Annotated in this window: 11 protein-coding genes; 8 read left to right on the forward strand and 3 right to left on the reverse strand. The window is 38.9% G+C overall.

Annotation, left to right across the window (positions count from 1 at the left end):
* Nucleotides 1-9 precede the first annotated feature (9 nt).
* Nucleotides 10-1,437: a glycoside hydrolase family 140 protein gene (locus BM141_RS11640; RefSeq protein ID WP_091545511.1), complete on the reverse strand. Its 1,428-nt coding sequence runs from the start codon at nt 1,435-1,437 to the stop codon at nt 10-12.
* A gap of 26 nt (nt 1,438-1,463) precedes the next feature.
* On the reverse strand, nt 1,464-1,976 hold the full coding sequence (locus BM141_RS11645) for a (2Fe-2S)-binding protein (RefSeq protein ID WP_091545439.1): 513 nt from the start codon (nt 1,974-1,976) through the stop codon (nt 1,464-1,466).
* Nucleotides 1,977-2,159: 183 nt separating this feature from the next.
* Here BM141_RS11645 and BM141_RS11650 point away from each other — a divergent pair, with 183 nt between their 5' ends.
* The 3 genes from BM141_RS11650 to ccsA all read left to right on the forward strand — a co-directional run bounded on the left by BM141_RS11650 (nt 2,160) and on the right by ccsA (nt 4,748).
* The gene (locus tag BM141_RS11650; protein WP_091545441.1) at nt 2,160-2,507 is read left to right on the forward strand and encodes a hypothetical protein; all 348 of its coding nucleotides are present in this window, start codon (nt 2,160-2,162) and stop codon (nt 2,505-2,507) included.
* A gap of 491 nt (nt 2,508-2,998) precedes the next feature.
* Nucleotides 2,999-4,027 (forward strand): recombinase RecA, encoded by a 1,029-nt coding sequence (gene recA / locus BM141_RS11655; protein WP_091545514.1) that lies wholly within the window; start codon nt 2,999-3,001, stop codon nt 4,025-4,027.
* Between the two features lie 28 nt (nt 4,028-4,055).
* On the forward strand, nt 4,056-4,748 hold the full coding sequence (gene ccsA / locus BM141_RS11660; protein WP_091545516.1) for a cytochrome c biogenesis protein CcsA: 693 nt from the start codon (nt 4,056-4,058) through the stop codon (nt 4,746-4,748).
* Between the two features lie 53 nt (nt 4,749-4,801).
* Here the strand turns inward: ccsA and BM141_RS11665 are convergent, their stop codons facing one another.
* On the reverse strand, nt 4,802-6,340 hold the full coding sequence (locus tag BM141_RS11665; RefSeq protein ID WP_091545443.1) for a YifB family Mg chelatase-like AAA ATPase: 1,539 nt from the start codon (nt 6,338-6,340) through the stop codon (nt 4,802-4,804).
* Between the two features lie 250 nt (nt 6,341-6,590).
* Between BM141_RS11665 and BM141_RS11670 the strand changes: the two genes are divergently transcribed.
* The 5 genes from BM141_RS11670 to BM141_RS11690 all read left to right on the forward strand — a co-directional run bounded on the left by BM141_RS11670 (nt 6,591) and on the right by BM141_RS11690 (nt 12,701).
* The gene (locus tag BM141_RS11670; protein WP_091545446.1) at nt 6,591-7,766 is read left to right on the forward strand and encodes an O-succinylhomoserine sulfhydrylase; all 1,176 of its coding nucleotides are present in this window, start codon (nt 6,591-6,593) and stop codon (nt 7,764-7,766) included.
* Nucleotides 7,767-8,021: 255 nt separating this feature from the next.
* Entirely contained in the window at nt 8,022-8,648 is a 627-nt protein-coding gene (locus tag BM141_RS11675) for a TetR family transcriptional regulator C-terminal domain-containing protein (RefSeq protein ID WP_091545448.1), read from the forward strand.
* Nucleotides 8,649-8,773: 125 nt separating this feature from the next.
* Nucleotides 8,774-10,108, forward strand: a complete 1,335-nt coding sequence (locus BM141_RS11680; protein WP_091545450.1) for an ABC1 kinase family protein — start codon at nt 8,774-8,776, stop codon at nt 10,106-10,108.
* Between the two features lie 10 nt (nt 10,109-10,118).
* Entirely contained in the window at nt 10,119-10,700 is a 582-nt protein-coding gene (miaE, locus tag BM141_RS11685) for a MiaE family protein (RefSeq protein ID WP_091545452.1), read from the forward strand.
* 54 nt (nt 10,701-10,754) lie between these two features.
* The gene (locus BM141_RS11690; protein ID WP_091545454.1) at nt 10,755-12,701 is read left to right on the forward strand and encodes an ATP-binding protein; all 1,947 of its coding nucleotides are present in this window, start codon (nt 10,755-10,757) and stop codon (nt 12,699-12,701) included.
* Nucleotides 12,702-12,718: the final 17 nt, after the last annotated feature.

The following is a 12,718-nucleotide window of genomic DNA, read 5'->3' on the forward strand; positions in this document are numbered from 1 at the left end:
AAAAAATTCTTACGGCTTAGGATATTTTTTAGTTACACTGTCTAAAATCAGTACCCAATCATTCCCTTCACCTAAAGAAGGTGGGGTAAAAGTCTGCAAACCTGTATTAGTAAATTCTCCTATTTTGCTTGATGTCCCTTCTCGCGGGTCGTACCACCAAGCCACCACATTTTTATCTGCAATTTTTTTCATTACTACAGTAATAGACTGACCTACTGACAGATAAGCTAAGGCAAAAGAGTTATCAGAAGCTACCGCCGCCCTGATGTGTGTGCTGTCATTACCATTAAGACCATACACCAAAGACTGGTCTGGTACTATTTTAGAAACCGGTCTTGCTTCCATCAGTTTCCTTACGTGCTGCATATCATTGGCACCTGGACGGTCTAAGGCTTCTCGCCAATCCGTCAGGCAAGCAATAATAGGCTTACTCCCTTTCTTAAACATTTGCCAAACCGCATTATTGCCATAAGTATAGCCACAAGCTCCTGACAAAAAGTCCCAATAAGCATGAACCCGAACATCGTGAGCGGTGAAAAAGTCTTTTTTAAAATAGCTCATGTCTTTGACTATGCCGTTTTCTGCTAAGGCTGCTTGCCAGTCTGTGTCTTCCCAAAATCTTATGGACAGGTCTTCGTAAGCAGGCTCACCATCCACAAAAGGTTTAGTAGGACGGAGCAGGTAGTCATTGGTAGCGTATTGATACACTTTATTGTAGCGAAAAGCATGACCACTTTGGTACATATTAAAATCCAGCCAATCCTCGTTATGCAAGCTATAAGACGAACTTGCTCCTCCTCTTGGGTGGAAGCTAATAAGGTGCTTGCCTTTGTCGCCTTTTCGCAAACCTGCCGCCATAGCACGCCAAATTTCTAAGACCTCGAAACTATCCACATTTCTATCACCGCCTAATATCCAAACTATTGGTTTGTTTTCATATCTTTTGCCCAAAAACTCTCCAAAAACCGCCGCATTATTCCTATTAAAAACTACGGGACCCGCGCCAGGGTGCAAGGAATACAACTTATCTCCCCAAGTGGGTAACATTCCTATTACTAAACCCAATTCTTCTGCCTTGTTGACGATGAAATCTACATGCTCGAAATACTTTTCATTGGGTTTTTCAGGAGAAAAGTCGTGCAAAGGAATCTCTCCATAAGGATTAGGCACGCGCAATCCGTCAAGTTCGGCTAATACTACTGCCTGAATGACGGTAAAACCTTGTTTGGCTCTGGTAGTGAGGTATTCGGTTGCTTCTTCTCGGTTTAGTTTGTGGAACAACTCCCAAGCCGTATCGCCTACCCATACAAAAGGCTTATCTTTATCTGTTATGATAAATCGCTTATTATCAGATACTTTTAGTTTGATATTCTGAGTATAGGCATGGCTTGATAGCAAAAGCACCGCAAACCAAAGAAATAGATAGCACTTTTTCATTTTCATTTGTATTTTGTTTCATGCGTTTATTTATTTCCGCTATCTCCGCTTGCTTTGGATTTCTGATAAGCAGGATTATTTCGCATCGCTTCTGCAGCTTTTTTGATAGCCTTGCGAACTCGCCCATAAGTACCACAGCGACAGAGATTTCCTGCCATAGCAGTATCGATGTCTTCGTCAGTAGGGTTCTGATTTTTTTCTAATAAGGCAATGGCAGACATGATTTGACCCGACTGGCAGTAACCACATTGAGGCACCTGCTCCTCAATCCATGCTTTCTGAACGGGGTGCGAATTGTCCATAGCAATTCCCTCAATGGTCGTAATTTTTTGTTTTTGCACAGCTACCACAGGAAAAGTACAAGACCTGATAGGCTTGCCATCTAAATGCACCGTGCAAGCCCCACACTGCGACATTCCACAGCCAAACTTTGTGCCTGTTAGGTTAGCAAAGTCCCTGATGACCCAAAGGAGTGGCATTTGTGGCTCTACATCAACAGTATGCTCTTTTTCGTTGATAATGAGTTTAATTTCAGCCATAAAACTTAGTTTTTTATATTCTAAAAATTGCCAAAAAAGAAACTTGGATTGATGAAATGCAAGTTTTGAAATTAGGGGTGTTTATAACTATTACAAATCTACCATTTTTTTCTAATTTATAGTTTGATTTGTCAATTTTTAGTGGTTTAACTGTGCTAAGAGTATATTTTAGAATATAAAAAATTGATTTTCAATAAATTGAAAAATGATAACCTCCATAAGTGCGAAATCTTTGTAGAAAAGAAGGCAAAGTGCTTCTCAAGAACGCCAAATCTTAAGGCAAGATTTCGCCGCTACGAGGCTTTTCAAGAAGTATTTTTCTATCAAGATTCCAAGCCTGAGGCGTTCAAAACACCCTTTTTGTATTTTTCAACAAATGGCTTGCTATTTTCTAAACATACTCTAATCGGTAGAATTATTTATTGGCAAGGCACATTACTGACGGATAAGAATTATACTCAAAATAAAATGATTTTTCAATCCCTTTCTCTTGCTAAGAAAGGGACTTTGGTTCTCTTACATTTTTTGTAGAGTTAGCCAATGAACCATACTACATCTAACTTTAAGCCCGTAGGGCTGTCATCTTGGTAGAAAAGAATAAGCCCAACTAATATACAGCAAGGCTGTAGGCGTGAAATATGCCACTGCTACGCGGTTTTATATGGTATAATATTCATTATTTTCTACAAAAATAGCACAGCTACTGTGTTAGTCTTAAAGTCCAATGCTTACATAAGTTTTACACAAGAAGTGTCAGAGAACCGAGACTTTGCAGTAAAGAAAATTTCAAAACCACTTTTGATTGAGTATAAATGTTTATCTATGATTTAATCTGCTTACTTAAAGTCATACACATCAAAGATTTGTTACTATTTTTATTTATTTATTGAAAAAATCAATTATAAATTTCATAATTTCAAAACAAAGTACTTATATTTGTGAGTTATTTTTGAAGCAAATTTTTAACTTTGAAACTTTAAAACAGCATTAGACTTTATTAAACTTTAAAATAGACAATGGAAATGGCAGCAGTAGATGATAAATCTGAAAAATTAAAAATGCTCGAGCTAACGCTTGCGAAGTTGGATAAAACCTACGGCAAGGGAACAGTAATGAAACTGAATGGCGATAAAGTAGAAGAAGTGCCTTGTATCTCTACAGGCTCGCTGGGTTTGGATATTGCGTTGGGCGTAGGTGGCTTGCCGCGTGGTCGTATCGTGGAGATTTACGGACCTGAAGCCTCAGGGAAAACGACTTTGACGCTGCACTGCATCGCTGAGGCTCAAAAGGCAGGCGGGTTGGCGGCTTTTATAGATGCAGAACACGCTTTTGACAAGGTATATGCGGAAAAATTAGGAGTAGATTTGGATAATCTTTTTGTTTCACAACCTGACAATGGCGAGCAGGCTTTGGAGATTGCCGAGCATTTGATTCGCTCTGGGGCTATAGATATTTTGGTGATAGACTCTGTGGCGGCACTTGTTCCAAAAGCAGAGATAGAGGGCGAAATGGGCGATAGCAAAATGGGTTTGCAGGCACGTTTGATGTCGCAAGCTTTGCGAAAACTCACAGGAACTATTAGCAAAACTAACTGCTGCTGCATATTTATCAATCAGTTGCGTGATAAGATTGGGGTCATGTTTGGTAGCCCTGAAACTACCACAGGAGGAAATGCTTTGAAGTACTACTCCTCTGTACGCTTAGATATTCGCAGGATTAGTGCTATCAAAGAAGGTGCTGAAAATGTGATAGGTAGCAGAACAAGAGTAAAAGTACAAAAAAACAAAGTAGCCCCTCCTTTCAAGCAAGCTGAGTTTGATATTATTTATGGCGAGGGCATTTCCAAAGTAGGTGAGATTATTGACTTAGCCAGTGAGATGGAAATTATCAAAAAATCTGGTTCATGGTTCTCTTATAAAACTAACAAACTTGGACAAGGCAGAGATGCGGTAAAAACTATTCTCTTAGATAATCCTGAACTCATGGAAGAGTTAGAGGCTAAGGTAAGGGCAAAGGCAAGAGGAGAAGAAGTTGAAATTGATAATGGTTAAAGATTAATTGACCTTGAAAATGAATACTATATTTAAAAATTGGTGGAAAATCTTAGCAGTAGTTTTGCTTTTTTATACTATTATTGGAGGTTTACTTTTTGAAGCCCCCCGCTTAGCTATACTAAACGAAACCATAAGAAATTTGCATTTTCACGTACCTATGTGGTTTGGAATGCAGATTCTACTTACCGTTTCTGTTGTTTTTTCTATTCGTTATTTGAGAAAGTCCTCTTTTAACAATGATACTTGGGCAGTAGAATCTGCAAACATGGCAATCGTATTTGGCATATTAGGCATACTGACAGGAATGGAATGGGCAAAATTCACTTGGGGCAGTCCTTGGAGTGGCGACCCCAAGCAGAATGCTGCTGCTATTGCCTTGCTTATTTATTTTGCCTACTTGCTTCTGCGAAACTCCTTTGAGGATAGACAGCAAAAAGGACGAATCAGTGCTATTTATAACATTTTTGCTTTTGCTACATACATTCCTCTGATATATATTTTGCCAAGATTGACCGATTCATTGCACCCTGGCAATGGCGGTAATCCCGGTTTTAATGCCTATGATTTAGATTCAAGATTGCGTTTAGTTTTCTATCCTGCCGTCGTAGGTTGGACGCTCTTAGGGGTTTGGATTACTACTTTGAGAGTTAGATTAAGAAAGGTAGAGGAAAGCGTAGCAGAGCAAGAAAATGAGCCAAGTTTGTTAGAGAGTTTGTAATTCATCATTTTGCGATTCTAATCAAGTTATGGAGAATTGGGTGGGTAAGTACTTTATCCCGCCCAATTTTCCCTGTCCAAACTACGGAATTGGATAGCTTCGGCTAAGTGTTCTATTTTGATGTCCTCACTTCCTGCAAGGTCTGCAATGGTGCGAGCAACTTTCAAAATACGGTCATAAGCACGTGCCGAGAGTCCTAATTTTTCCATTGCAGTTTTCAGTAAGGTTTTTCCTGCTTGACTAATTTGGCATATATCTTTGACCATCTGAGAGGGCATCATCGCATTGGAATAAATACCTTTGTGATTTTTAAAACGCTCAGTCTGTATTTCCCTTGCTTTGATAACTCTTTTCCTAATCTGTTCACTACTTTCTGAGGGTCTATTGGAAGTCATTTGGTCAAAGGACACAGGCGTAACTTCTATGTGCAGGTCTATCCTGTCCAAAAGAGGTCCCGAAATCTTGTTGAGGTAACGCTGAACTGCACCGGGCGGGCAGACACATTCCTTCTCAGGATGGTTGTAATAGCCACAAGGACAAGGATTCATGCTGGCTATAAGCATAAAATTAGCAGGAAACTCCACGGAAATTTTTGCTCTGGAAATAGTTACTTTCCTCTCTTCCAAAGGCTGTCGCATCACCTCCAGCACAGTTCGTTTAAACTCAGGTAGTTCATCTAAAAACAGTACGCCGTTGTGAGCTAAGGAAATTTCGCCGGGTTGAGGATTACCGCCGCCTCCAACCAAGGCTACATCGCTAATCGTGTGATGAGGGGAGCGAAAAGGTCTTTGAGCAATTAGTCCCATAGCTTTTCCTAATTTACCCGCAACAGAGTGAATTTTGGTCGTTTCTAAGGCTTCGTGCAAGGTCAATGGCGGTAAAATTGAGGGTAATCGTTTAGCAAGCATAGTTTTTCCTGCGCCGGGAGGTCCTATCATAATGACATTATGCCCACCCGCTGCTGCTATTTCTAAGGCACGCTTGATATTTTCCTGCCCCTGCACGTTAGAAAAGTCAGCTTCATATTCATTTTGAGTAGTAAAAAAAATATCTCTGGTATTTGCTACCAAAGGAGTAATTTTTAAATTTCCCTCAAAAAAATCTATTGCCTCTTGGATATTGCTTACCCCTATGATGTCCAAATTATTGACGATTGCTCCCTCGCTTGCATTATCTTTGGGCAGTACAAAACCTTTGAATCCTCGCTTCCGTGCCTCAATCGCAATAGGCAATACACCCTTGATAGGTCTAAGCTCGCCGTCTAAGGACAACTCCCCCATTATCAGGTACTTTTCTAATTCTTCTGAAAAGATTTGTTCTGAGGCTTTTAAGATTCCCAAAGCAATAGGTAGGTCATAAGCAGAGCCTTCTTTGCGAACATCAGCAGGGGCAAGGTTCACCAAAGTTTTTTGTCTTGGCATTTTATAGCCGTAGTGCTTCAAAGAGGACTCAATACGCTGTTCACTTTCTTTTACTGCACTATCAGCCAAACCTACCATGAAAACCTTTGTCCCTTGCATTACATTGACCTCGATAGTAATAATAGAAGCATCAACCCCATAAGTAGAAGCACCATACGTTTTGGAAACCATACAATTAGCTTGATTATTTAAAGCGTGAAAATTACAAATTTTATTTACAGCATCATTCTCCTATGAAGCATCATTTTGAGATTTTTTGCATAACTTGCGTTGCTTATTCTTTGATTTCATCAATAGTGCTTCAAAATCAAGGAACTAAGAAAAAAACCTCTCAAATCTAATAAACCTTTAAATAGTTTTTAAACAAAATTAACTGTTTTGCCAAAAAAACAAAACTTTAGAATAAACTAACAATCTAATCATGTCTTACGAAAATTTTGAAACTAACGCCATTCGCACCCAAGTAGAGCAGACCGAGTTCAGAGAACACTCTGTCCCTCTTTACCTCACGTCAAGTTTTACTTTTGAGTCTGCCGAGCAGGGCAGGGCTTTGTTTGCTGATGAAATTGCAGGAAACATTTATACGCGCTTTTCCAACCCCAACAATTCCGAATTGATAGAAAAACTATGCCTCTTAGAAGGTACAGAAGACGGAATAGCGACGGCTTCGGGCATGGCGGCAATGTTTGTGAGCATGGCGGCATTGCTTCAGTCAGGCGACCACATCATTGCCTCGCGTTCTGTTTTTGGCTCTACGCATCAGATTCTGACCATGATACTGCCTAAATGGGGGATTTCTCATACTTATGTGGATATTACCGAGCCTGAAAAATGGGAAGCTGCTATCCAGCCCAATACCAAAATGATTTTTTTGGAAACTCCTTCTAATCCCGCTTTGGACATTATAGATTTGGAATGGTTAGGCAAGCTAACAAAAAAACACAAGCTCATCTTGAATGTGGATAATTGCTTCGCCACTCCCTATTTGCAAACTCCCGCTAAGTATGGCGCAGACATTGTAACCCACTCTGCTACCAAATTCATAGACGGACAAGGAAGAACTATTGGCGGGGCTATTTTAGGAAACAAAGACCTCATCAAACAAATTCGCTTTTTTGCAAGGCATACGGGACCTGCTATGTCGCCTTTCAATGCGTGGGTGCTTTCTAAGAGCTTAGAAACTTTGGCAGTCCGCATGGAAAGGCATTGCCAAAATGCTTTAGAATTAGCTACTTACTTAGAAACTCTGCCACAGATTAGCAAAGTCAAATACCCTTTCTTGCCCTCACACCCTCAGCATGATTTGGCAAAAAGGCAAATGCGTCTGGGCGGAGGAGTAGTAACTTTTGAACTCAAAGGAGGTTTAGAGCAAGGCAAAAAGTTTTTAGATGCCTTGAAAATGTGTTCATTAACAGCAAACTTAGGAGATGTAAGAACAACGGCAACTCACCCCGCTTCTATGACACACTCCAAACTCAAAGAAGAAGAAAGGCAGGCAGTAGGCATTACAGCAGGTTTGGTCAGAATTTCCGTAGGTTTAGAAAATATCAAAGACATCATCGCAGATATTACCCAAGCAATTCAACATTCTTCTTAAAGAAAATACAACCTTTTTGCTCAATTCATAGTTTATAAGATGAAGTTCTTTTATATACCCAAACAAAATTAGTTTGTGAATTTATTTGAGTAAAAAAATATTATTATCAATCTTTTACACCTCACAGGTTTCACAAACCTGTGAGGTGTGCTTACAAATGATTTTTGAAAGAAATAAAGTAAAAAAAATTAAGTATCAATACTAACATCTAATATCAATCATCTAACTGATAATTAATAACTTATTCAATACACAATGGACATCAAAGACATCAAAACGCACTATATAGACTATGTGTTGCAAAACAGCAAAAGACCAGAATCTATTTACTTGTTTATGAAAAACATAGGCGGGGAAGAGAAGACTTTTTATGAACATTATACTACTTTTTATGATTTGGAAGCCGCCATTTGGTCAGATACTTTCAAAGACACCATAGAAAAAATCCAGCAAGAGCAAGTATATGAAGGCTATACAGTAAGAGAAAAAATCCTATCTTTTTATTTTACTTTGATAGAAAACCTCAAAGCAGTTCGCTCTTTTGCTACTTATAGCTTTAAAAATCAGAAAGATTTTCCTTTGGATGGAGGCGTATTGAAAGAAAGCAAGCAAACTTTCCATGACTTTGTTTCTCAGCTTATTACCGAAGGAGTTTATACAGGAGAAATTGCAGACCGCACTTTCTTGACTGAACGCTACGCAGGGGCTATTTGGTGGGAAACCGTTTTCATTATTCGCTTTTGGATATACGATAGTAGCAAAAACTTTGAACGCACCGATGCTGCCATCGAGAAATCAGTCAATTTAGCCTTTGACCTCTTAGGTAAAAATATTGCAGATGCTACTTTCGACTTTATCAAATTCCTTTTTAGCAAGAATTAAAATAGTTGAATAGTTAAAATAGTTAAATAGTTGAGTTTTGTATTTCAAAACATAAGTAGCTGTTCAACTATTTAACAACTAACAATTAACAACCAACTATTCAAAGAATCACTATATTAAAAATCATGGCTGACGAAATCAAAGACCCTAATTTAAAAGTTCAATCTAGTATTCCTACTTCTAAAGTGGAGAGAGCTACTAAGTTTGTAAAAACAGGCGTAAAAGTAGGGGCAAACTACGTAAAGCATTATGCTCAAAAAGTAGTAAACCCCAACCTAAGCAAGGAAGACTTAGACAAAGCAAATGCAGAAGATATTTATGGGGCATTGAGCGAACTAAAAGGTAGCGCGCTTAAAGTAGCCCAAATGATGAGCATGGACAAGAACCTGCTCCCCCAAGCCTACACCGATAAATTTACTATGGCACAGTATTCTGCTCCGCCGCTTTCTTATCCCTTAGTAGTCAAAACTTTTCAAACGTATTTTGGCAAATCTCCCACAGAAATTTTTGATACTTTTACCAAAGAAGCCGTTAATGCTGCCTCTATTGGGCAGGTACATAAGGCAAGCAAAGGAGAAAAATATTTTGCCGTAAAAGTGCAATACCCGGGCGTAGCGGAAAGCATAAGTTCTGACCTAAAAATGGTCAAACCCTTTGCAAAACAGATACTTGGCTTGCAAGAAAAAGACTTGCAGATGTATATGGGAGAGGTAGAGCAGATGCTTATTGCAGAAACGGATTACGAGTTGGAGCTAAAAAGGGGAGTAGAAATTTCGCAAGCCTGCGCCCATCTCCCCAATATTGATTTCCCCCAATACTACCCAGAGTATTCCTCTAAGCGAATCTTGACAATGGATTGGCTTACAGGGCAGCACCTCAACGAGTTTTTAGCGACCAATCCTTCTCAGGAAGTCCGCAACAAAATTGGGCAATCTTTGTGGGATTTCTACGATTACCAGATGCACGAATTGTTATCAGTTCATGCAGACCCGCACCCCGGCAATTTTTTGATGCGGGCAGACGGAACTATGGGCATCATAGATTTTGGTTGCGTCAAAGTCATTCCTTTGGAGTACTATCGCGTTCATTTCAAAGTAATTAACCCACAAATCATAGATGATGATAAGATGATGTTAGATGCTTTTTATGAGTTGGGCTTTATCTATGAAGATGACACCGAGCATGAAAAGGAACTTTTTACCAATATTTTTAAAGACATGATTCGCCTGACGGTCAGCCCTTTCCGCCAAGAAACTTTTGACTTTGGGAACAATGAGTACTTTAAAATGCTATATGATTTTGGAGAAAAGTTAGCCAAAACTCCTGAGCTTAAAAATTCTACCAAGCCAAGAGGCTCAAAAGAAGCACTTTATTTGAATCGCACTTATTTTGGTTTGTATTCTATGCTCAACCAACTCAAAGCCAATATTAGAACCCATACGAGTTGGAAGGCAAGGTAAATTTTTTGTTATGTTGCACTTGAAATTACCCACTGACCCACGCTGGGCAGATGTAGCAGAAAAAAATATTGCAGAAATTCTCATAGACCATGCTTACTGCGAGCAGAAAGCGGCTACGACCTGTATTTCTTTGATTGTAGAGTTTCCTGAAAAAGAAGCCTTAGTAGAAACCCTTGCCCCCATTGTAGCAGAGGAATGGGAACATTTTGAGAAAGTATTGGCAGAGATGAAACGCAGAGGTATCAAGTTAGGCAAAGCACGCAAAGACGAGTACGTAAACCAACTCATGGCACACATCACCAAAGGTAATTCTGTGGAAGTAAGGCTATTAGACAAATTATTGGTATGTGCCTTGATAGAAGCACGCAGTTGTGAGCGTTTCAAAATGCTTTGGCAAAATCACTCCGACCCCGATTTGAGGCAGTTTTACTATGAGTTTATGGTTTCTGAGGCAGGGCATTATACTACATTTATGGATTTGGCACGCCAATACCTTCCCAAAGAAAAAGTAGCTCAACGTTGGCAGGAGTTTTTGAGAATAGAAGCAGAAATTATTGCAAACCTTGATGTAAGAGGGGACAGAATACACTGATTTTTAGAAACTCGTATTATTTTTGCAAGTTGATTCTCTATAACTACTTTTTTAATGAAACTCATCGACTTTAAGGTAAACTTTCTCCTGAACGAAGAGAAGTGTCAGGTAATTTTTTTTGATAAAAATGGGTATTTGATAGACTCATGCGATACAATCATTGCACTTAGCGATTACAAAGAAAAACAAAGTACCGTTCCTATTCCTATCATAGACAATATCCACGAAATTTTGAAAGATACCCCAGACGACGAGCAACTTATTTTCCCAAGGGTAGAAATTAATTTTCCCCATAATCCTACCCAAATTTTGGATTTAATCCTGACCAAAAAACGAAACGATGCCGATGCGTATTATATCTGCGTCATGCGAGATGAGGTTATGCGGTATGAGCAGTTGCAAGAAATAGTTACAGAGCAGCGTGCTACGGCAATGGAAAAAGAGCTATTGGAGATAAAACATGAAAAAACTGCTTTGGAAAATGAATTAATCTTGATGAAAAATCAAGAATTGGAAAGAGCCAAAGCCATGAAAAATGACTTTTTTGCTAAAGCCAGCCACGAACTTCGCACTCCTGTAAATGGAATTTTGGGCTTAGCTGAGATGTTAGAAGAAACCGCCACCGAACAGCAACAAGGCTACCTAAAAGCCCTTGTGCAAGTAGCTACGCAACTAAAAACCATTGTTAATGACTTATTAGACCTTTCTAAGTTAGAAGAAAAGAAAATTACTTTTGAGCAGGTTCCCTTTAACTTAGGAGAGATATTCAATAATATCGCCTTAGCTTTCAAGTCCTTAGCTGATAAGAAAGAAATCAAATTGCTTTTTTCTATTGATGAGAAAATTCCAGACTATTTATTAGGAGATATTACTCGTATTTCCCAAATTATCTATAATCTGGTAAGTAACTCGCTCAAGTTCACTGAAAAGGGAGAAGTACGAGTAGCCGCAAGTTTAGAAGAAATCACCGTACAAAACAAGTTTCGCATTAAGTTTGTAGTGCAGGATACAGGCGTAGGTATAGCCGCAGACAAATTGGCTTCTATTTTTGAGCCTTACACCCAAGAAAGTAACGAAACTTATCGCCTTTATGGAGGAACAGGGTTGGGTTTGACTATTGTCAAGCAGTTGATAGAGGCAATGGGCGGGCAAATTTTTGTCGAGAGCAAGGCAAATCAAGGCACAACTTTTTACTTTGAACTTGTTTTTGAGCAAAGCAAACCTATAAGCACCTTGCAGGACAAATCAATCATGTATCAGTATGCCAATCGTTCTGTACTGATTGCAGATGATAACGAAATCAACCTCATGGTCGTTACAAAGAAAATGCAAAATATTGGTTTTGATGTGGAAACGGCAAAAAATGGGCAGGAAGTTTTGCAAAAGTTAGAAAATAAGCATTATGACTTACTATGCTTAGATATGAATATGCCTATACTTAACGGCAGTGAAACTATCAAAGCAATCAGGAATAAAACAGGTAGTCCCTTCCAAACCATCCCTATCTTTCTGATGACGGCTTACTCATATACAGACATAGCTGAAAAGATAAAAGATATTCAAATTACTGACTTTTTGACTAAACCTTTTGAGATGTCCGATTTATTGCAAAAGTTGCAAAAACATCTCCCTCCTAAGCAACCTTCTGATTATGAGCTAAGTCTGAACCTGAGTCAGATACAAGAATTTAGTCAAGGTGATACAGCGTTTGAAAAAGAACTGATGCAACAAGTCATCAATGTATTAGATGAGCTTAAAAAAGATTATCAAAACATGATTAGCAAAGAGGGACAAATAAATAGCAAAGCTATCAATGACCTTGTTCACAAATACAACATGATTTTTGCGATGATTAATGAAGATACACTAAAAGAGGAAATTGATAGTACATTAAGCATTTATCAAAGTGCAGAAGACAAGGGAAAAGCATTACAAGGTTTGCAAAGAAGAATATTTCAACTTTGTGATGAGGTCAGAGAGCAAGCACGCCAGAAAATTTGAAAAAGAATTCAAAAGGG

It is taken from the genome of Thermoflexibacter ruber, from assembly GCF_900113045.1.
GTDB lineage: Bacteria > Bacteroidota > Bacteroidia > Cytophagales > Thermoflexibacteraceae > Thermoflexibacter > Thermoflexibacter ruber.